Annotated in this window: 14 protein-coding genes and 3 pseudogenes; 14 read left to right on the top strand and 3 right to left on the bottom strand. The window is 58.2% G+C overall.

The features are described from left to right. The first annotated feature begins 55 nt into the window (after positions 1-55). The 12 genes and pseudogenes from ACCQ12_RS12270 to ACCQ12_RS12215 all read left to right on the top strand — a co-directional run. Positions 56-805: a hypothetical protein gene (locus ACCQ12_RS12270; protein WP_372381837.1), complete on the top strand. Its 750-nt coding sequence runs from the start codon at positions 56-58 to the stop codon at positions 803-805. 88 nt (positions 806-893) lie between these two features. Further along, a complete protein-coding gene (locus ACCQ12_RS12265; protein ID WP_372381836.1) occupies positions 894-1,973 on the top strand; it encodes a TrbL/VirB6 family protein in 1,080 nt (359 codons plus the stop codon). A gap of 1 nt (position 1,974) precedes the next feature. Continuing rightward, the gene (locus tag ACCQ12_RS12260) at positions 1,975-2,463 is read left to right on the top strand and encodes a DUF4189 domain-containing protein (RefSeq protein ID WP_372381835.1); all 489 of its coding nucleotides are present in this window, start codon (positions 1,975-1,977) and stop codon (positions 2,461-2,463) included. A 108-nt stretch (positions 2,464-2,571) separates the two neighbouring features. After that, positions 2,572-3,375 (top strand): XAC2610-related protein, encoded by an 804-nt coding sequence (locus tag ACCQ12_RS12255; RefSeq protein ID WP_372381834.1) that lies wholly within the window; start codon positions 2,572-2,574, stop codon positions 3,373-3,375. Positions 3,376-3,479: 104 nt separating this feature from the next. Further along, positions 3,480-4,793, top strand: a complete 1,314-nt coding sequence (locus ACCQ12_RS12250) for an XVIPCD domain-containing protein (protein ID WP_372381833.1) — start codon at positions 3,480-3,482, stop codon at positions 4,791-4,793. Positions 4,794-4,920: 127 nt separating this feature from the next. After that, positions 4,921-6,867: pseudogene (locus ACCQ12_RS12245) on the top strand (VirB4 family type IV secretion/conjugal transfer ATPase); the annotation flags it as partial. Further along, the gene (locus tag ACCQ12_RS12240) at positions 6,860-7,684 is read left to right on the top strand and encodes a hypothetical protein (protein ID WP_218841662.1); all 825 of its coding nucleotides are present in this window, start codon (positions 6,860-6,862) and stop codon (positions 7,682-7,684) included. The pseudogene ACCQ12_RS12245 and the gene ACCQ12_RS12240, both read left to right, overlap by 8 nt. Positions 7,685-7,779: 95 nt before the next feature. After that, positions 7,780-8,859 carry a TrbL/VirB6 family protein gene (locus ACCQ12_RS12235; RefSeq protein ID WP_372381832.1) on the top strand — a complete coding sequence of 360 codons (1,080 nt, stop codon included), beginning with the start codon at positions 7,780-7,782 and terminating at the stop codon, positions 8,857-8,859. A gap of 117 nt (positions 8,860-8,976) precedes the next feature. Beyond that, positions 8,977-9,378, top strand: coding sequence for a DUF4189 domain-containing protein (locus ACCQ12_RS12230; RefSeq protein ID WP_372381831.1), 402 nt, complete (start codon positions 8,977-8,979; stop codon positions 9,376-9,378). A gap of 37 nt (positions 9,379-9,415) precedes the next feature. Further along, a complete protein-coding gene (locus ACCQ12_RS12225) occupies positions 9,416-10,051 on the top strand; it encodes a lysozyme inhibitor LprI family protein (RefSeq protein WP_372381830.1) in 636 nt (211 codons plus the stop codon). Between the two features lie 28 nt (positions 10,052-10,079). Continuing rightward, positions 10,080-11,423, top strand: a complete 1,344-nt coding sequence (locus ACCQ12_RS12220; RefSeq protein ID WP_372381829.1) for a VgrG-related protein — start codon at positions 10,080-10,082, stop codon at positions 11,421-11,423. A 66-nt stretch (positions 11,424-11,489) separates the two neighbouring features. Further along, a pseudogene (locus tag ACCQ12_RS12215) lies at positions 11,490-11,927 on the top strand (VirB4 family type IV secretion/conjugal transfer ATPase); the annotation flags it as partial. A gap of 64 nt (positions 11,928-11,991) precedes the next feature. Here ACCQ12_RS12215 and ACCQ12_RS12210 read toward each other — a convergent pair. Then, a protein-coding gene (locus tag ACCQ12_RS12210) for an IS3-like element ISXcd1 family transposase (RefSeq protein ID WP_372381828.1) occupies positions 11,992-13,079 on the bottom strand; the annotation gives its coding sequence in 2 pieces (ribosomal slippage) (positions 11,992-12,827 and positions 12,827-13,079; 1,089 coding nt in all). A gap of 119 nt (positions 13,080-13,198) precedes the next feature. Here ACCQ12_RS12210 and ACCQ12_RS12205 point away from each other — a divergent pair. Both ACCQ12_RS12205 and ACCQ12_RS12200 read left to right on the top strand, forming a co-directional pair. Beyond that, a pseudogene (locus ACCQ12_RS12205) lies at positions 13,199-13,873 on the top strand (XVIPCD domain-containing protein); the annotation flags it as partial. Between the two features lie 315 nt (positions 13,874-14,188). Beyond that, positions 14,189-15,805 (top strand): alpha-glucosidase, encoded by a 1,617-nt coding sequence (locus ACCQ12_RS12200; RefSeq protein WP_372381827.1) that lies wholly within the window; start codon positions 14,189-14,191, stop codon positions 15,803-15,805. 854 nt (positions 15,806-16,659) lie between these two features. Here the strand turns inward: ACCQ12_RS12200 and ACCQ12_RS12195 are convergent. Beyond that, positions 16,660-19,434, bottom strand: coding sequence for a TonB-dependent receptor (locus ACCQ12_RS12195; RefSeq protein ID WP_372381826.1), 2,775 nt, complete (start codon positions 19,432-19,434; stop codon positions 16,660-16,662). A 309-nt stretch (positions 19,435-19,743) separates the two neighbouring features. Continuing rightward, entirely contained in the window at positions 19,744-21,825 is a 2,082-nt protein-coding gene (locus ACCQ12_RS12190) for a glycoside hydrolase family 97 protein (protein WP_372381825.1), read from the bottom strand. Between the last annotated feature and the right edge of the window lie 41 nt (positions 21,826-21,866).

Raw genomic sequence — 21,866 nt, 5'->3', positions numbered from 1 at the left:
TCGTCAGACCACTTTTAACGCATCAATTTCTTCTGTGTCAGGAGGCAAAAACACCATGGCAACCACGTTCAGACATGTTTCCCGAGTCTTGATGGGACTGATGCTGCTCAGCATGGCGGGAGCGGCCAGCGCGCAGTGGGAGGTGGAAGACAAGAAGTTGAATGAGAAGGTGGAGCAGATTCGCAAGAACCAAACCATCAAGAATGGCGATGGTAAGGAATCCAGCGGCAAGGAGGTCGAGAAGCCCAAAGAAAAGATCGGAAAGATTCCTGATGATCAAGGTGTGGCGGCGTGTTCAGCGTCCACCTCCGGCACACCTGTCTCTGATTCGCAGAAACAGTCTTGTGAGCTGCTCCAGCGTACGCGCAATTCCCAGTTCAATTACATGGTAGCCATGTACGAGATCACCACCAAACGCTTGGAACGTTTGCGCACGATCGAGGAAGAGCGCAAGAAAATCGGCGACCAAAAGATCGGCGAGCTGGAGAGCAATACCAACAAGCTATTGGCGCTTAAGGCGATGATGGATATTGATCGCCAGCAGATGGAGTCGGCGATGTTCGCCTACGACAAGCGTATCGCATTTCTGGCCGAGCAGCAGACTGGAGCAGCAAAAGCCGCGATGGCGGGTAAGGAACCGCCTAAGGGAGATGGCAAAGATTCATGGCTGCCGTCGTGGGTTCCGGCTGATCTGTTGAGTATCGGTAAGACGCTGGTGGCAGGCGCAGTGATGAAAGGTGCGCTTCAGGCTGTTAAATCGGATACGCCTGCTGGCATGGATAGATTGGAGATCGACAAAGATTGATTGAGCCGGATCACCTGTTTAGGCAACGTATTCAACCCCGGGGCAGCGACTGCCCCACGGCGCAGCCGTCTAGTGGATGTGGTGACATATGGATTTTTTGACGAACATCGCCCAATACGAATTTTTTCGTCTAATCAACAACTACCTGCGCGATGAGATTGCGATCTTCCAGTGGGAGTTGCTGCAGCGCACGACGGCATGGGTGGGGATGGTGTCATTGACGGTGCTGACGCTGTGGATTTTTATCCAGGGCTACCGCATTGTGACCGGCCAGTCGCGTGAGGCGGCGATGGGCCTGGTGGTCACGGCGCTGCGCGCTGCGCTGATCATTGGGTTGGCGACCAGCATGGCGCAAGGCTCGCCGCGTTTGTATTGGACGCTGACCGATGGAATCAGCCAGGCGATCACCAAGACGGTGACGGGCAGTTCAAAGAGCCCATATGAGGCAATCGACAAGAATTTGATGTTGATGCAGGTGGCGATGTCGGCACTGGATCAGATCAAGACGGGCGGTGATGAGGAAAGCAAGGATGCAAAAGACAGAGCACGTTGGTTCACCGGCATTGGCATGGCCGGACCAGGTGTCGTCGCAGGTTCGATGTTGCTGCTGAACAAGCTGGCGATGGCCTTAGTGGTGGGCTTCGGGCCTCTGTTCATCCTGTGTCTGCTATTCCAAGCCACGAAGTCGTTGTTCAGCAAATGGCTGCTATACGGACTGGGTACTGTATTTTCACTGTCTGTGCTGACGTTCACGGTGAGCTTGGCCACCAAGGTTGTTGGCGCAGTAGGCGCCGCCTTTGTGGCGAAGTGGGCCATGAACGGGTTTACGGGCGAAGGTATCAGCAGCATGGCGCTGCAGCAGGGAGGATTGGGCTTGGTCTTGACCACATTGATCATCACGGCACCGCCAATGGCAGCCGCCTTCTTCCAGGGCACGCTTGGCCAGTTCACGGCCTACTCGGCGCTGGGGCAGCTGGATCGGGCGGGCCAGTCGCCGGGGGCTGGGCGGCCTTATGAACCTGGAGCGCCGGCTAGGGATAATCAACGTTCTGAAATTACTCCTGTCCCTCAAGTGAGTGGCCGAGTTTCGGGCGATGAGTCCAACTCTAGCCAGACCGCAAGCGGTAAAATGGGCAACGCTAATAACGTCGACAGGCAGCGGGGCTAAAATGCTTAAAATTATTTTATTATTGGCGGTTATTCCTGTATTCGCGTTTGCGCAAACGGCGTGTCCAGTTGGTGTTGCGCCTGGCAGTCCACAATGCGGGCCTGATTCTGGGACGTCAAGAGGAGACATTCCTGCTCCGCCGCCGCGGCCTACGGGTGAGTGGATAAAAACATGGGGTGCCATTGCCATCGCCGACAATGGTGATGCTGGTTACACTAAAGGGCGTCTCACTAGCAAAGAGGCTGAAGATGCCGCCCTGCAAAACTGCCAAAAATTGGCTGGCGTGCAATGTACTATCGCGTTGACTTTTCATAATCAGTGTGCTGCCATCGCGTCGCCTGCTTCTAGTCGTGGTAAGGGGGCGATAACTGGAGGCCCATCTTTGAATGATGTGGAATCCAGAGCAACTAAAAATTGCGAGAAGAATTCGGGAGGGGATTGTAAAATTGCAATGTCAACTTGCAGCGATCCCATCTTTAGGAAGTTCTGATTTTTCTGTCATAGGTGCCGCTAGCAAAGTGTCGTGAACCGAGAGGCGGACACAATTTGTTCGGAGCCGGTATTTGAGAAATATTGATTTGAATTGGAAGGATTTTCTATGGTGGAACGTACACTAGTAAGAGCGGTCGTGGGGGCGCTGTATTTAGCTTGCGTCATCTCGATCACAGCGTGCACTCCAGGCAATACTCCGTCCGCAGAGGCTGACGGAGCGAAATTATCCGCTCAAGATCAAACTGGCAAAAAGCATGAATCCTCTCCGCAAAAGGACTTGAAAATGCCATCTGCTGTCAATGCCAAGCTCAACGACCAAGGCGAGGTAAACGCAGATATCGGTGGCATTGCTATTTCAATCAAGTCGCAGGGCTGCAGTGAAGATAGTCCAGGGATCATGCTATGCAACCGTTCGCCGGTTGTTGAGGTGGCATTTCCAGGAATCAAGTCAATTGCTCTTGAGCCTGAATCACTGTATTTGGATAGTAATTCCACGTTCTATCATGGCCCACTAGACGACACTTACAAGAAAAATCGCCACTCAATTATTCTGGCCGATATCAATGGTGATGGACACGAGGATTTAGTGCTTTGGTCTGGTAAGGAGGGTAATTATGGCGGCCCCTCTTACAGCGTCTATTTATTTGACGCCGCCCAACAACGTCTCGTTTTCAATCAGTCGCTGTCCGATATCACGGTGATGGCTAATGGTCTTTTCTCCGTGAAAGGGAATTTGCTGACTTCCAGTTCGGGGGATGGATGCTGTATCCATGTTTTTGATACCTACGAAATCAAGAAGAACGAGCCAGTGTTGATAGAGCGGGTAACCGAAGACACGAATGATCCGGCAAACCCGAAGAAAAAAATAGAGCGGCTACAAAACGGTGAAACGAAGGAGGTGGCTAACTAGGAAGTGATTGGTGGCTTTGAGTAAGTACATGCAACGCATCTCGGGGTCTGTAATGCCGATGATGCAACAACAAATTCTAATGATATGCACGTACGGAGAATACTATGAGTGATGGACATGGCCGGAGCACCGAAGGCTTTGGTGTGGATCGGGAATCTTCCGCTAGGTTGATCGTCAAAACCGCTCTTGAGAACGGTGTGACAGATCCAAAGCAAATATCGTACATGCTGGCGACGGCTCAGCATGAAACGCGTAACTTCCAGGCACCTGAGGAAGATTTCGGGCGCAGCCAGGCGCGCAAACTTGGATATAGCGGCGGTGAAGAATTTTATGGTCGTGGTTACGTGCATCTTACCCACGATTACAACTATGCGAAGTTCGACAAGTTGCTAGGACTTAACGGCGAAATGGTCCGCAATCCGGACATGGCCAAGCAGCCAGAAATCGCCGCCAAGGTATTAGTTGTCGGTATGCGTGACGGCTTATTTACTGGAAAGCCTCTTGATCGCTACATCGATAGTGACAGCCATGACGTCTACAACGCCCGGCGCGTGGTTAACGGAGTCACTCCTAGCAAACCCTGGAGCGTGAAGGCCGCAAAAGAATGCGAGGAGTACGCGAATAACTGGGAGCGTCGGGTTCCCGATTTGATCGAAAGCGTCAAGCGCGATGGTGTCGATCTCAAACATAGCGTGACGCCCGCTTCGACTTCCCCTCAACCCTCGAAGTCCCATGACGGTAAGCTGGAACAAGGAGAGCGCGGGGAGCAAGTGAAACAGCTGCAAGGCCAACTTGCCCAGCTAGGTGCCACCGGCCGCGACGGCAAGCCACTACAGGCGGACGGCGACTTCGGCGGCAACACCAAATACGCGGTCGAGCAATTCCAGCGCGGACATGGCTTGCAGGTCGATGGTGTGGTGGGTAACCAGACGCAGGCGGCCTTGGCACAGGCGCTGTCGCAACAAAAGGCCAAGCAAGCCGAGCAGACTTCCGCTCCCGCTGCGCCGGCACAGGCAGCATCCAGCCCTTTGCTGTCCGACCCTCGTCATCCAGACAATGCGATGTATACCGGCGCAGTCGGCAAGCTGGAAGCCTTGGGTGAGCGCGGTGGTTTTTCTAACCGCAAGGAACTTGAGCAAGCGGCTGGACAGATCGTGTTCGAATCCAAAGTCAGTGGTCTGCAACGCATTGACCACATCCTTCCCAATAAGAGCGGCGACGGCTTCTTTGCGGTGCAGGGTGAGATGACCGACCCGGCAATGCAACGCGTGTTTGTGGATCGTGCACAGGCGCAGCATCAGCCGTTGGAACACAGCAGCCGGCAAGCGGCCGAGGAAGGTCTGCGTCAGGTGCAGCAACAGGTGCAGACACAGGTGCAGACACAGCAGCAAACAGAAACGCGCGGCCCGACGATGTAAAGGTAAGGGAGTGCAGAATTGATGGCCCCGGCATTGCCGGGGCCATTTTTTTGGGGCGGCAGAGTAGAGTCTGGATTTCTGTATTAATCATTAGTTCATAGTCTATCGGTGAATTCTGACAGGGCGGCGCTTGGTCGGGTACGAAGCCAAGAACGGCGTCGTGTTTTCCGAGACCCTCGAATTTCTAGGCTATCTGCTCAACCGTATCGATGAGCCGGTGCCGGTATTGCAGGCTCCCGTGCCCGCGTACCTGCCTGTCAGCAAGCACATGTTTGCCAACAAGACGGGCGACTTTGTCATCCGTACGCCGGATGGCGTCAATCACTTCGGCGCGATCCTCAATATCAAGGAATATGCCGACGGGACCTACCCCGGCATCCTCAATGGTCTGAAGTACCTCGATTTCGAATACGTCATGACGCATTCGTTCAGCCCGGTTGGACGTCATGATGCGCTGAAGGTGCTGGAACGCACCAAAGGCATGATGATTTCCTCGGGCGACAAGTCGTCCACCCAGATTCGCGATCTCGACATCGCAATGGATGACGTGGCGTCGGGCAACTTTGTCCTGGGCGAGTACCACTTTACGTTAGCGGTATACGCCGACAGCCAGGAGAAACTGGCCAGGCAGATCGCCACCACCCGTGCCGAGCTCTCCAACGCCGGTTTCGTCTCGGCCAAGGAAGATCTGGCAATCGCCTCCTCGTTCTATGCGCAGCTGCCGGGCAACTGGCGCTTCCGCACGCGCATCGCCAATCTAAGCTCGCTCAACTTCCTCGGCTTGTCGCCGTTGCATAATTTCGCCCAGGGCAAGCAGCACAACAACCCGTGGGGTGATTGCGTCACCACGCTGCAGACCACCAACGGCCAGCCGTACTACTTCAATTTCCACGCCACGCATCCGGCGGAGAATTCGCTGGGCGAAAAGGCGATCGGCAACACCATGGTGATCGGTAAATCCGGTACCGGTAAGACGGCGCTGATCAACTTCCTGCTGAGCCAGGTGCAGAAGTTCGATCCGATCCCGACGATCTTCTTCTTCGACAAGGACCGCGGTGCGGAGATCTTCGTGCGTGCCTGCGGTGGTAACTATCTGGCGCTGGAAAACGGCGTGCCGACCGGCTTCAACCCGTTCCAGTGCGAGCGCAACGAGGCCAACACGCAGTTTCTGGCCGAGTTGATAAAGGTGCTTGGCGGCAAGGCAGAATACAGCGCCCGCGAGGAAGAGGACATCTATCGCGCAGTAGAGGGCATGCTGGACACCCCCATGCATCTGCGCAGCATGAGTAACTTCCGTAAGAGCCTTCCCAATATGGGCGACGATGGCCTGTATGCGCGTCTGCGCCGCTGGACCGCCGGCAATTCGCTAGAGTGGGTGTTCGATAACCCGGTCGACACGATCGATCTGACCCGTGCCTCGATCATCGGCTTTGACTACACCGATGTGATCGACAACGCCGAAGTGCGCGTGCCGGTGATCAACTACCTGCTGCATCGCCTGGAAGCGTTGATCGATGGCCGCCCGCTGATCTATGTGATGGACGAGTTCTGGAAGATCTTGGACGGCAAGGGGGGATTGAAGGAATTCGCCAAGAACAAGCAAAAGACCATCCGTAAGCAGAATGGTCTTGGCATCTTCGCCACGCAGAGTCCGGAAGATGCCCTGGCCAGCGACATCGCCGCCGCCTTGATCGAGCAGACGGCCACGATGGTGTTGCTGCCCAACCCTAACGCCAGCCGCGACGACTACATCGAAGGGCTCAAGCTGACCGATGCCGAGTGCCAGGTAGTGGTGTCGCTGGATGAGCGCTCGCGCTGTTTCCTGGTCAAGCAAGGCCACGCCTCGGCGGTGTGCCAGCTCAACCTGCGCGGCATGGACGACGCGCTGTCGGTGATTTCGTCCTCGACCGACAACATCGAGATCATGCATCAGGTCCTGGCCGGCAAGGCCAGCAAGCTGGGCGTCAGCGTCGATCAGCTGACGCCCGAGCAGTGGTTGAGCGATTTCTACGCCAACCGCAAGGGCTCGGGCAAGCGCAAGGCGGTCAAGGACAAGGAAGTTGAAGATGCATAGGCAATCCACTCATCCGCAGTCGTTTCATTCCGCACCAACTTCATCTGTGTCACAGGAGGCGAAGAACACCATGGCAACCACGTTCAGACATTTTTCCCAGCTCTTCATGGGACTGGTGCTGCTCAGCATGGCGGGAGCGGCCAGTGCGCAGTGGGAGGTAATTGACAACAAGTTGATCGAAAAGGTGGAGCAGATTCGCAAGAATCAGACCATCAAAAATGGCGATGGCAAGGAATCCAGTGGCAAGGAAGTCGAGAAGCCGAAAGAGGCGCTGACGAAGATCCCCGACGACTTCGGTGTGAGCGCGTGCTCGTCGTCCACGTCAGGCACGCCGGTGTCCAGTGTGCAGAAGCAGATCTGCGAGATGACCCAACGCACACGCAATGCCCAGTACAACTATATGGTGGCGATGAACGAGATCACCACCAAACGTCTGGAACGCCTGCGCACGATCGAAGAAGAGCGCAAGAAGATCGGCGATCAGAAAATCGGCGAGCTTGAGAGCAATACCAATAAGTTGCTAGCGCTGAAGGCAATGATGGATATCGACCGCCAACAAATGGAGTCGGCCATGTTCGCTTACGACAAGCGCCTCGCGTATCTCACCGACAAGCAGACGGGAGCGGCATTAGCGGCGATGAGCGGCACCAAGCCGCCCGATCCCGACGGCGAGTCCTCCTGGTGGTCCCAGATTACCGGCGACCTGATGAGCCTTGGCAAGACAGCCGTTGCTGGTTTGGCGATGAAGGGTGCGATTGAGGCCATCAGGAGCAAGGAGCCTGACGGCTACAAGCCACTGATGATTGATAAGGATTAAGGCGCACTCACTGTGGTGGAAGCCTGTATTGCAATGGACTCAACATCGGCTAGCAGTTGCCTACGGCGCAGCCGTCTCAGTGAACGTGGTGACATATGAATCTCAGTGATTTGCTAACTAACATCGCCAACTACGAATTTTTTCGTCTCATCAACGATTACCTTCGCGACGAAATTTCCACCTTTCAATGGGAGTTGTTGCAGCGAACGACGGCCTGGGTGGGGATGGTGTCATTGACGGTGTTGACGCTTTGGATCTTCATACAGGGCTATCGCATCGTGACCGGCCAGTCCCGCGAAGCGGCGATGGGGTTGGTGGTGACGGCGCTGCGTGCCGCGCTGATCATCGGGCTGGCGACGAGCATGGCCAAGGGTTCGCCGCAACTGTATTGGACCCTCACTGACGGCATCAGTTCGGCGATCACCAAGACAGTGACAGGTGACTCCGATAGCCCCTACAAGTCGATCGACCAGAACCTGATGCCGATGCAGATGGCGCTGGCTGGGCTGGATCAGATCAAGACCGGCGGCGATAAAGAAAGCGAAGACGCCAAGAACCGTGCGCGCTGGTTCACCGGCATCGGCATGGCAGGCCCAGGAGTCGTTGCAGGCTCGATGCTGCTATTGAACAAGCTGGCGATGGCGATGGTGGTCGGGTTTGGCCCGTTGTTCATTCTGTGCTTGCTGTTCCAGGCCACGAAGTCGTTGTTCAGCAAGTGGCTGCTATATGGGTTGGGCACCATGTTCTCTCTGTCGGTGCTGACGTTTACAGTGAGCTTGGCGACCAAGGTCGTGGGTGCGGTAGGCGTGGCGTTCCTGGCCAAATGGGCGGTCAGCGGCGGCAACGGCGAGGGTATCAGCAGCATGGCGCTACAGCAGGGAGGAATTGGGTTGGTTTTGACGACGTTGATCCTAACCGCACCACCAATGGCAGCAGCCTTCTTCCAGGGCACGCTGGGCCAGTTCGTCCCGTACTCGGCGGTTGGCTCGTTGGGCTCGTCGGATGCGGCGTCTAACGCTAATAGGCAGGGGCCGAATGCGCAGATGAGTGCCCCGCCTACGAATGCTGGCGATACTTCTGATCGGGATAGAACTGCAGCCACTAAAACTATTAATAGAGATGCAACTTCATCTTCAGAACCTAGTACTGGCAGTCGTGGTCTTGCGCAGAAATAATTTAACTAGCTTTATGGTGATTTTATGATTCGATTCTGGATATTTTCTATAGGAATGCTAGTTTTTGTCCAGTCAGGCCCAGGCTTTGGACAAACTAGATGCCCGATAGGTACTCAGATGGGGAGTATCCAGTGCATTCCTGATACGCCGGATATGCAGGGTCAGCAAGCGGAGCCTTCCGGGCCGAAAGGTGAATGGATAAAAACTTGGGGTGCAATTGCTAATTCAAGTTCTACGGGAGAGGCAGGCACCACTGTAGGAAAATTATCTGAAAATGAAGCAAGGCAGGCAGCTCTTCGTCAATGTGCTGTAGGTGGAGCAGCCGACTGCAAAGTTAAATTGACTTATCAAAATCAATGTTCTGCTTTAGTTTCTTCGATTTCACAGACTTTCTTCCAGGCATCTCCAACCGAGGCGCGTGCTATTAATTTGGCACAAAAAAGCTGCGAGGAGAGTGACAGCGGCTCATGTAAAGTAATGTATTCGGAGTGTACAAAGCCAATCTTCAGAAAATATTGATTACAGCTCTCTAATTATTGCGTAAAAGAGGACACTCATGCGTCTATGTTTCTTTATTCCTCTTTTAATTGCCGCCATTGCAAGTGCTGGCTGTAAAAGCGAGCCTAAGCAATCGGTAGCTGTATTATTAGAAAAAAATGACGTTTCCGCTCGTTTGTCAAAGCCATCTACACAAATGTCTGTAGGTTTGTCTTCCGAGAAAAGCGGAAACATTAAAGAGGGTCAGGATAGCGCTGCGTCAGCAGAAGCTCTTAGGCAAAAACAGCTTGCGCAACAATACAACGATGAATTGGAGAACGCGCTAAACGGGCCTCATGATACTGAGAGGGCGGACTTTGGAGGACCTACCAAGTTACGAGATTCTCATGTTTCATGCATAAAGCAATCCCATGGTGTTACACCAAATTTACTTGATTGTGATAGCGACGAATATGAATATCAGGATTCTCGTTTAAATCGTGTGTACCGCGCTGTGATGGCGCAGCTTGATGCTGCAAAAAAGCAGGAGTTGCTGAGCGAAGAAAGGGCATGGATAGTCAAGAGAGACCAGCTATGCAATTTGAACGGTCAGCTTGGTGGTGGACAGGCAGAAGAAATTGAAGAGAGTAGTTGTCGGCTGAATGCTACAGCGAAGCGTGCTGATGAGTTGGAAAGGCGACAGGCATCTAAGTGAATGTCTTTCTAAATGAAGGGAGTCGAAAATGGCGGAGATAACGGGTTGGCATATTGGAAGGACCTCATCTAGCTACGAAAGTGGCGGTCGGGGTGCCGGTACTATCTCAACTGGAAAAAATGATCATGGCGGCGTCTCATATGGGACCTATCAATTGTCTACATCCCAAGGGACATTGCAGGAATACCTAGATCAGTCGCGCTATGGCTCTCAGTTTTCTGGTCTCGTCCCCAAAACTGATGCATTCGATGAAAAATGGAAGTCGCTTGCCAATAAGGACCCCGCGTTCGCGCAGGATCAGCATGACTTTATTCGCGAGACTCATTACGATAAGCAGGTTGCACGCCTTACTGCAGTTGGAATGGATTTAAATGATCGAGGGCCTGCGGTACAGGATGCACTTTGGAGTGCCTCGGTACAGTTTCGTAATTTAACGCCAGGGATATTTCAAAAAGGGTTATCGGAGAAGTTTGGTGAGGGTTATCGACTCTCTGATCTTTCTGATAAGCAGATAGTCGAGGCGGTTCAAGATTATAAATATTCTCATACCGAAACATTGTTCAAGAGGTCTCCTGGCTCATGGAACCAGCTTCGTGATCGTGCTTTAAATGAGAAGCATGACCTGATGGAGCTTGCGGAAGGCCGGTTGCCGACTCATCCCTCAGCATCCAGACACAGGGCTGGACCCTCATCCAATGATGGTAAGTTAGAACAAGGCGAGCGTGGCGAGTCAGTGAAGCACCTGCAAAGCCAGCTAGCACAACTCGGCGCCACCGGCCGCGATGGCAAGTCGCTGCACGCCGAGGGCAATTTCGGTGGCAACACCAAATATGCCGTCGAGCAATTCCAGCGCGAGCATGGCTTGCACGTGGATGGCGTGGTGGGCCGGCAGACGCAGGCGGCATTGGGTCAAGCGCTCTCGCAGCACACCGCCAAGCAGACCGAGCAGGCAGTAGCTCCCGCCGCGCCGGCACAGTCCGCCAGCCCGCTGCTGTCCGACCCGCGCCATCCAGACAACGCGATGTACAACGGCGCGGTGGGCAAGCTGGAAGCCTTGGGTGAACGTGGGGGTTTTTCAAACCGCAAGGAGCTTGAGCAAGCGGCTGGGCAGATCGTGTTCGAGGCCAAGGTAAGTGGTCTGCAGCGCATCGACCATGTAGTGCCGAACAAGAGTGGCGACGGCTTCTTCGCAGTGCAGGGCGAGATGACCGACCCAGCAATGCGGCGTGTATTTGTGGATCGCGATCAGGCACAGAACCAGCCACTGGAACAGAGTAGCCATCAGGCGGCTGAGGAAAGCCAGCGTCAGGTTCAGCAGAATGCACATCAGGCGCAGCAACACGCCGAGACGCGTAGCGGTCCTAGCCTGTAAAGGCAGATAACGTTTGATGGATGGCCCCGGCACTGACCGGGGCCATCTTTTTGCGTGCACTTGCGCTTCGCCACGCAGAGCCCCGAAGACGCGCTGGCCAGCGACATTGCCGCCGCTTTGATCGAGCAGACGGCCACCATGATCCTGTTGCCGAACCCGAATGCCAGCCGTGACGATTACATCGAAGGGCTCAAGCTCACCGACGCCGAATACCAGGTGGTGGTGTCGCTGGATGAGCGCTCGCGCTGTTTCCTGGTCAATCAGGGGCATGCCTCGGCGGTGTGCCAGCTCAACCTGCGCGGGATGGATGACGCGCTGTCGGTGATTTCCTCGTCCACCGACAATATCGAAATCATGCACCAAATTCTGGCGGGCAAGGCTGGCAAGCTCGGTGTCACCGTGGACCAACTGACGCCGGAGCAGTGGTTGGCTGATTTCTATGCCAACCGCAAGGGTTCCGGTAAGCGCAAGTCGGCCGAGGACAAGGAGGTCGAAGGTGCATAACCGGCGCACGCGATCGCAGCAGTTTCGGTAATCCCCCCGCTTTGAGCGTTCGCCAAAAGTGGAGCTAGGCGGCCATCGCCAATTTCATTGCTGGCGTGATACCGCCGAGCGCCATGTTGGGGCGCTCATGGTTGTACGTCCATAGCCAGCGCGTGGCCTTGTCCTGAACCTGCTCGATGGTGTCGAACAACGTTGTGGCCAGCCAGGCGTAGCGGACGGTGCGGTTGTAACGTTCGACATAGGCATTCTGCTGCGGCTTGCCTGGCTGGATGTGCTCGATCCGAATCCCGCGCTGCTGTGCCCAAGCTAGCAGCGCGCCGCTGATGTACTCCGGGCCGTTGTCGCAGCGAATGGCGTTTGGCTTGCCGCGCCAGTCAATGATCTGTTCCAACGAGCGGATCACCCGGGCCGATGGCAGCGATAAGTCGACCTCGATGCCCAGACCCTCACGGTTGAAGTCATCGAGCACATTGAACAACCGGAAGCTGCGGCCGTCGGCCAGCTGGTCGTGCATGAAATCCATCGACCAGACCTGGTTGGTCGTCTCCGGCACCGCCAACGGCTCTGGCCGCTCGCGCACCAGCCGCTTCTTTGGCTTGATCCGCAGGTTCAACTCCAGCTCCCGATAGATGCGGTACACCCGCTTGTGATTCCAGCCAAAGCCCTTCACGTTGCGCAGGTGCAGAAAGCACAGGCCGAACCCCCAATCACGATAGGTTGTGGTCAACCGCACCAGCCAATCGGCAATCCGGGCGTTCTCCTCGCTGGCCTTGGCTTGATAGCGAAAGCAGGTCTCGCTCACCGCAAAGGTCCGGCAGGCATGCCGGATGTTCGTGTGGCCACCATCTACGGCCCATCGGGCCATCTCCCGGCGTTGAGATGGCCTCACCATTTTTTTGCCATCGCCTCCTTCAGCAGGTCGGCGCTGAGCTGGGCATCGGCGTACATCTTCTTCAGGCGCCGGTTCTCGTCCTGCAGCTCCCTGAGCTGGGACATCAGCGATGCGTCCATGCCGCCGAACTTGCTGCGCCACTTGTAGAACGTCGCCGAGCTGATGCCGTGTTCCCGGCACAACTCCGGCACGGGCGTGCCGGCCTCGGCCTGCTTGAGGACGGCAATGATCTGGCTGTCGGTGAAGCGGGATGTCTTCATGGAACCTCTTCGGAAAAGGGTACGAGAAAATTCCACTTCTGGCGTCAGCTAACCTGTGGGGGGATTACCATCTTAAAGCCAGCGTGGCACCGAGCTCGACCTCCCATCATGCCGCGAAGTCGCACGACAGCCGGCTAGAACAAGGCGAGCGCGGCGAGCAAGTGAAGCAGGTACAAGACCAACTTGCCCAACTCGGTGCCACCGGCCGTGACGGCAAGCCGCTCCATGCCGATGGCGATTTTGGTGGCAATACCAAATATGCGGTCGAGCAATTCCAGCGCGAGCATGGACTGCAGGTCGATGGCGTGGTGGGACGGCAGACGCAAGCTGCATTAGGCCAGGCATTGGCGCAGCACACTGCCAAGCAGGCCGAGCAGACGGTTACTCCGGCAGCGCCGGTGCAGACATCCAGCCCATTGCTATCCGATTCCCTCCATCCAGATAACGCGATGTACAACGGCGCAGTCAGCAAGCTGGAAGCGTTAGGCGAGCGTGGCGGCTTTGCCAGCCGCAAAGAACTTGAGCAGGCAGCCGGGCAAATCGTGTTTGAGTCCAAGGTTAGCGGTCTACACCGCATCGACCACGTGGTGCCCAACAAAAGTGGCGACGGCTTCTTCGCGGTGCAGGGCGAGATGACCGACCCGGCGATGCAGCGGGTTTTCGTGGATCGCGCCCAGGCGCAAAACCAGCCCTTGGAACAGAGCAGCCGGCAAGTGGCTGAGGAGAGTCAGCGTCAGGTGCAGCAACAGGCGCAGACACAGCAGCACACCGAGACGCGCGGCCCAACGATGTAAGGGCGAGATAGTGCGGAATCGATGGCTCTGGCGTTGCCGGTGCCATTTATGTGTGGGGCGACATCAATGGCCCTGGCATTGCCAGGGTTTTTCTTGTGGGCATTGCCTGGAGACTTTGATCAACAGCCGTCCGCTGATCTATGTGATGGACGGGTTCTGGAAGATCCTGGATGGCAAGGAAACCTGCGCCCGTGTGACGAACGTCTGCCCATGAATACGTATGCACGGTTACGCCCGGTGTCGGTAGCGCAGCTACGCTAATGGCCTTGGCCGGGTGCTTATTCCAGCGCCCGCATTTGCCCGGGAGGGGCGTGCATGTTGCAGACACCATGGTGGCGCGGGGCCGTCATCTATCAGATCTATCCGCGTAGTTTTCTGGATTCCAACGGTGATGGGGTAGGCGACCTGCCTGGCATCATTGCCAAGCTCGACTACATCGCTGGGCTAGGTGTGGATGCGATCTGGATCTCACCGTTCTTCAAGTCGCCGATGGCCGATTTCGGTTACGACATCGCGGACTATCGCGCGGTGGACCCGTTGTTCGGCACGCTGGAGGACTTTGATCGCCTGCTCGACAAGGCGCATGCGCTCGGGCTGAAAGTGATGATCGACCAGGTGCTGAGCCACACCTCGATCGAACACGCGTGGTTTCAGGAAAGCCGTCAGGATAAAACCAACGCGAAGGCGGATTGGTACGTGTGGGCCGATCCGCGTGAGGACGGTACGCCGCCCAATAACTGGCTGTCGCTGTTCGGCGGTGTGGCGTGGCAGTGGGAGCCGCGGCGCGAGCAGTACTATCTGCACAATTTCCTGGTGAATCAGCCCGATCTCAATTTCCACAATGCCGAGGTGCAGCAGGCGACCCTGGACAATGTGCGGTTCTGGCTGGATCGCGGAGTGGATGGTTTCCGGCTGGATGCGATCAACTTCTGCTTCCATGATGCGCAGCTGCGCGACAACCCGGCCAAGCCGGCGGACAAGCGGGTAGGGCGTGGTTTCAGTGCGGACAATCCGTACGCGTACCAGTATCACTACTTCAACAACACGCAGCCGGAGAATCTGGTGTTCCTGGAGCGTCTTCGCGCGTTGCTCGATCGCTACCCGAATGCGGTGAGCCTGGGCGAGATCTCTTCCGAAGATTCACTCGCGACCACGGCGGAGTACACCGCCCACGGCCGCTTGCACATGGGCTACAGCTTCGAATTGTTGGTGCAGGATTACAGTGCGGCCTACATCCGCGAGACGGTGAGCCGGCTCGAGGCGACCATGCTGGAAGGGTGGCCGTGCTGGGCGATTTCCAATCACGATGTGGTGCGCGCTGTGACGCGGTGGGGCGGCGCCGATGCGTCGCCGGTCTTTGCGCGGATGGTGGTGGCGTTGCTGTGTTCGCTGCGTGGTTCAATCTGTCTTTATCAAGGCGAGGAGCTGGGGTTGGGCGAGGCGGACGTGGCGTTCGAGGATCTGCAGGATCCTTACGGCATCACGTTCTGGCCGACCTTCAAGGGGCGCGATGGGTGCCGTACGCCGATGCCGTGGACCGACGCGCCGTCTGCGGGCTTCACCAGCGGCAAGCCGTGGCTGCCGTTGTCCGAGCCGCATCGGCTCGCGGCGGTGAGCGTGCAGCAGGACGATGCACACTCCGTGCTGAGCGCCGTGCAGGCGTTCCTTGCCTGGCGTAAGCGCTTGCCAGCGCTGCGCGAAGGCGCGATCACGTTTTACGACACGGCAGAGCCGGTGCTGATGTTCCGGCGTGAGCATGCAGGGCAGGTCATGCTGTTGGCTTTCAACTTGTCTTCCGACGTTGCCGAGCTTGCGCTGCCTGCAGGTGCGTGGAGCCAGATCGATGTGCCGGGGGTGGAGCGCGGCGTGATCGAGCATGGCCGCATGGGCTTGCCTGGGCATGCGGTGGTTTGCGCGACGGGCGGGGAGTGACGCCATCGCGTGCAGGTGTGGACGCGATTGAGTGATACCAGCGAGGCATTCCATTGGGATGCCTCGCTTCGTTTATGGGTCGTCAGGTTGCGAAACGGCGCGCACGCAGGGCTGCTTGCGTGGCAAGTGGTTCAAGATGCGTCACATGCCGCTGCTGTTGCAGGCGACGGTGATGCATCTCTGTTGAACCGGTCTAATTTTGGCCTGATCAAAGTGCTTCAAATGGTTGCCCGATCAAGCTGACTGCAACTGGCGGCCCTGCCAGTCAGCGCAGTGACTCCTGTCTTGCAGCCTGTTTTGCGTTTAGGTGACAGGTAGTGGGACATACACATGTCTGCTTGGCGCTGAGTCCGTCTGGCCTGTGGCGATCCCGTTTGCCCGAATTGCGATGTTGCTCTCGCAAAGAAAAGCCGCCGTTTTCTAAACGGCGGCTTTTCTTAGAACGAAATTTTCAACGTCTGGGCCGATGCGCCCATGATTGCATTGCATTAGTAGTTCAATGCTCCTGCCGAGATATTACAGGCGGGTGACGCAGTGCATCTAGGGCGATGATTCTGTTTCATTGGACGCCGTACCCTCACCCCAACCCCTCTCCCGGTGGGAGAGGGGCTTTGGCGCCTCGAGTGGCGAGGGGTGACGTCAGGGAAGTAGTGCATCGCTGGTCAGTGGTTCACTGGTCAATCGGTGCAGAACTTCCAGTTCGCATTACATCAGAACTTCCAGTCCGCATTACATCAGAACTTCCAGTCCGCGTTACATCAGAACTGCCAGTTCACGTCACATCAAAATTTCCAGTTCACTTCACATCAGAACTTCCAGTTCACTTCACATCGAAACTTCCGGTTCACTTCACGTCAGAACTTGTAGTTCACACCCAACACAAAGGTGCGGCCCCATTCGATGTATTCCAGCGGGCGGTCCTTGGTTTCTGCGTAGGTGCGATACGGCGAGTTGCTGAGGTTGCTGGCCTGCAGCAGCAGGGTCAGGCCGGACAGGCTGCTGGCTTCGCTGAAGTTGTAGCTGATTTGCGCGTCGGTGATGTTTTCGCCGACCACGTAGCGCAACGTGCGGTTGCCGTTGAAGTTGCCGATCTCGCCGATGAAGTCCGAGCGCCGGCGCTGGCTCACACGCGCTTCGAAGCCCTTGTGCTCGTAGTAGGCGGTCAGGTTGTAGACGCGCTTGGACAGGCCGGGCAGGCTGATTTCACCGTCGCCCACGCTGGAGGCGCTTTCCGGGTCGCGGATCTTGACGTCGCTGTCGTTGAAGGTGGCGCTGGCCTGGATGCCGAAGCCTTCCAGCGGGGCGAAGATCAGGTCCAGCGGCAATGAGGCGGTGAGTTCGGCGCCGCGCAGGGTGCCGCCCTTGCCGTTGAACGGGGCGCTGAAGGTGCCGGTGGTCAGCACCGGCGCAGAGCCCGGTGGCGGCACGTAGCCGGCGACCAGTGCAGAGAAGTCGTAGTTGTCGCGGCTCTGGGTGTAGATGTAGCTCTTCAGGTCCTTGTAGAAGAACGCCGCGGCTACATACGCGCGATCGGCAAAATATTTCTCGTAGGAAATATCCAGGGCGTTGGCACGCCACGGGTCGAGCATCGGGTTGCCGCCGCTGGCGCCGGGGCGGCCGGTGGAAGTGTCGACGCCGAATTCCAGCGAGGCACGCAGTTGATCCACGCGCGGGCGTGCGACCTGCTTGGCCATCGCAAAACGCAGGGTCTGCTCGTACGGGAACTGGAAGGCCAGGTTCAGGCTGGGCAGCCAGTCGCGGTAGGTCTTGCCATCGTCGATGGGCCGCACTTCGCTGCCAGCCGGCTGCGAGGCATCCCAATAATTGGCCTGTGACGATTGGTCGGCGCTTTGCAGCTGCACGCCGATATTGCCGCGCACGCCCACCTGGCCCCATTCGGTATCGATGTTGGCGCGCAGCCAGGCGGTGGTGATCTTTTCTTCGACCGTCCAGGCCTTGGAGACCAAGAACGAGGCATCGTCGCTGGGATTGAACAGCATGTAGCGCGACACGGCCGCCGGTACATTCCATGCAGGCAGCGAGCCGAGACCGGCAAAGCCGAGATTGACCGGAGCATATTGCAGGTCCGCACCGACGGTGGCTTCGCCCTGTGCGCCAAGGGTGATGTTGCCTTCCGGCTGGGTCTTCTGCTTTTCGCGGTTGGCGTAATTGACGCCGACATCCAGGTCCGAGAACCAGCTCAGCGCCTCGGGCATCGGGAAGCTGGCCTGCAGGCGAGCGCCCTTGAGCACGTCTTCCACGCGCGGCACCTTGCCGTAGCCGGAGCCGTAGATGGTGTTGGTGAGGAACAGCTCATCGGGATTGGAATAATTCATGCCCGGCGACAGCTGCGAGAAGCCGTTGCCGACGACCGACACGCCCACGGTGTCCAACTGCGGCATGGGGGCACGCTGGAGATTGTTCTCCAGGTTCAACTCGTCGCGGGTGGCCTTGGAGTAGTTCAGGTCGGCGATGATCTTGACCGCGCCGGCGGTGATTTCGTTGTTCCAGCCGAAGGCCTCGATCTTGTCTTCGCGCTTGTTGTACATGCCGCGGACCAGCGGATAGACGCCGCTGGCGGTGCCGCCGACGAAGCTGCCGTTATCGTTGACGCGCACGTCGGTGATGTTCAAGCCCGGCGTGTAGCCGCCGTTGTAGTTGCTCAGGTTGAGCTCGAACTGGTTGGCGGTGTCGATTTGCTCGGCTTCGGTATGAAACGCATCGAACGTGCTGGTCCAGGCGTTGGAAGGGCGGTACTGCAGCGTGGCCATCACGCCGTCGCGCTTCTGGTTGCCGGTACGCCGCAACGCCTTGATGCCATCGGAGAAATACACGCCATCGGCCACGCCGGGGCGTTGACGTTGCGCGTTGACCTGCTGCCAGGGTTCGTACAGACCCACCTGGTTTTCCTGGATCGGCATGTCGGTGTGCGCGTAGCCGATGGTCAGACCGATGGTGCGGTCGGCGAACTGGTCGATATAGCTGACGTTGAAGCGGTTGCCGTACGGGTCGACGTTGGCGGCCTTGCCCAGCGAATTGCGCTGATAGCGGCCACCGATGGCGATCACACGCTCGTTGTAACTGAGCGGGCGTGCGGTCTGCATGTCGACGGTGCCGGAAAGGCCCTGGCCGACCAAGCCGGCGTCGGGCGTCTTGTAGACGGTGACGCCGCTGACCAGCTCGGACGGGTATTGGTCGAATTCCACGCTGCGGTTGTCGCCGGTGCTGACCACTTCGCGACCGTTGAGCAGCGTGGTGGAAAAGTCCGGTGACAGGCCGCGCACGCTGATGACCTGCGCACGGCCGGCAACGCGTTGCGCAGCCAGGCCGGGCAGGCGTGCCAGCGATTCTGCGATGCTCACGTCCGGCAGGCGGCCGATGTCTTCGGCCGAAATGGCTTCCACGATCGAGGTGGAGTCGCGCTTGACCGAAATGGCACCCTCGATGGCGCGGCGCAGGCCGGTGACCTGGACCTTGTCCAATTCGGTGACGGCGCCGGCGGGTTGTTCGGTAGCGGATTGTTCGGTGCTGCCGGTCTGTGCTGGCGTTGCCGATTGCGCGGCAGCCAACGTCGGTGCCATGGCAACGGCCAGGGCGATACTCAGCGCGGAGCGCTTGTGCTTCAACATTTTCCCCTCCCAGGTACATGTTGTTCTTTGATTTTTGATCCGGCAGAGCCTGGATGTCATGCGTCGCACGCCCGGACGGACGTCACGACGGCAACGTATGGTAGACACCGAGCCCGTGTGCAAACGCGGGCTGCATACGTATTCAACCGTGCTGATGGCGATGAAATCGATTCCACGCACGCTGTTCACGCAATGCGCCGCGGTGGCTGCCGATCCGCCATGCGGGCGCGGCGCTCACGCCGTCGCGGCGCCGCTGTGGTGCGCGCGTTGGCCTTGCAGGCGCTGGCGGCAGCCCCGTAGCGGTATCGCTCAGCGCTTGGCCTCCAGCGGAACAAAGCGAATCGCCTGGCCGCCGCCCGGCGCCAGACGCAGCTCCAGGGTGTCGCTGCTGCTCACCAGGCGCTCTTCGCGCACGAAGGCGAACGGCTTGCTGACGTAATCCGCGTCGTCGCCATCGCGATAGATCTGCGCGGTGTAGCGCACGCCGGGTTCCAGGAAGCCCAGCGGCACCTGCAGCAGGCGGCCATGCTCGTCGGTGATGCTGCCCAGGAACCAGTCGCGGCTATGTCGGTCCTTGCGTGCAATGGTGACGTAATCGCCCACCTCGCCATTCAGCGCCCGGGTCTGATCCCAGTCCACCGCCACGTCTTCGATGAAGCGGAACGCCTCGCGGTGCTGCAGGTAATGCTCGGGCAGGTCGGCGGCCATCTGGATCGGGCTATACAGCGTCACGTACAGCGCCAACTGCCGCGCCAGCGTGCTGGGGATGGCCTGGCCGTTGCGGCCCTTCAGGCTGACGATGCCGGGCGTGTAGTCCATCGGCCCGGCGAGCAGCCGGGTGAACACCAGGTTGACCTCGTGTTCGGGTGGATTGGGCGGCTGGCCCCAGGCGTTGTATTCCATGCCGCGCGCGCCTTCGCGCGAGATCCAGTTCGGGTAGGTGCGGCGCAAGCCGGTGTCCTTGATCGGCTCGTGTGCGTTGACGGCGATATGGCGCTGCGCTGCTTCCTGCACCACGTGCAGATGGTGGCGCGCCATCCATTGGCCGTCGTGCCATTCGCGCAGCGGCGTGCCGCCGGCAGGATTGCGGCGCTCCACCTGGCCGTCGTCGCAGACATAACCGGTCTTCACCGAGTCCACGCCGAAGCGTGCATACAGGTCCATCGCCTCGGCGATCTGGTCTTCGTAATGGTCCACTGCGCACCCCGTTTCGTGATGGCCGATCAGATGCACGCCCTTGGTCGCGGCGTACTTGCTCAGTGCGGGAAGGTCGAAATCCGGCGTTGGCCGGGTGAAATCGAAACTGCCGCCATTGCCGAACCATTCGCCGTCCCAGCCCGGGTTCCAGCCTTCGACCAGCACGCCGCGAAATCCGTGCGCGGCGGCAAAATCGATGTAGCGCCGGGTGGTGGCGGTGGTGGCGGCATGCGTGGGGCCGGTGGCCCAGGTCTGCTGGTTGAGATGCATCGACCACCACACCCCGACGTACTTCGACGGCTTGACCCAGTCCACGGCCCCCAACGCATTGGGTTCGTTGAGGTTGAGGATCAGATTCGATTCCACCAGGCCGGTGGCCTGATCGGCGATCTGCAGCGTGCGCCACGGCGTGTCGAAGGGCAGGCTGCGCCGTACCTTCCAGCCTTCGGCGGCCGGCGATAGTTGCGCGCGCAGGCGCTGATCGTCGGTTCGACGCAGCCACATCCCGGCGTAGTCCACCAGGGCGGCTTCGTGCAGCGCAATGTGCAACCCGCTGTCGGTGCGCAACGTCATCGGCGTATGCGCCAGGGTGAGCTGGTTCAGCGGCGTGCGGTTGTACAGGTATTCGTAGTGGATCGGTTCGCCTGCCGGAATCCACCACGCCTGGGCCGGCTGCGCGATGGCGAACTCGGTCAGTTCGTCGTCGATGATCGCTTCGCGCCATCCCGCTTGTTGCGGAAAGTGATAGCGCAAGCCGACGCCATCGTCGTAGACGCGAAAGATCACATCGAAGCGGCGCCGAGCACCGTCGCGCTCGCCCAGCCGAACGCGCAATTCGGCGTAGTGGTTGCGGATCAGGCGCGTTTCGCCCCAGGGTTGTTCCCAGGTGTCGTCGTGATCCTGACGTGCCTGCGAGAGCACCACCAATCCGCGGTCCAGGCGCCCGTCGCGCAGGTTGAAGCCCAGCCGCGAGCGCTGCAGCACCGGCTGGCCGAGGCGTTGCACGCGGTAGTACGGCGTGCCGCCGTCCAGCTCCAGGCTGACCTGCAAGACGTTGCCGGGTGAGTGCACCTCAATGGCAGTCACCTCGGCGTGGGCCAATGGCGCAAGACTGCCAAGGCAGCTCAGCACCAGCAACCGCGCGATCCAGGCGGAGCCAAGTGTCGAGCGTGCTCGACGTGAAGACAGCGGCATATCCCCTCCCAAGGCAACCGTTGCACAAGTGGCGACTATGC

The sequence above is a fragment of the Xanthomonas sp. NCPPB 1068 genome (genome assembly GCF_041479385.2).
Classification (GTDB): Bacteria; Pseudomonadota; Gammaproteobacteria; order Xanthomonadales; family Xanthomonadaceae; genus Xanthomonas; species Xanthomonas cannabis.
Note: the sequence above shows the minus strand (reverse complement) of the source record. Positions and strands in the feature narration are given on the sequence as shown.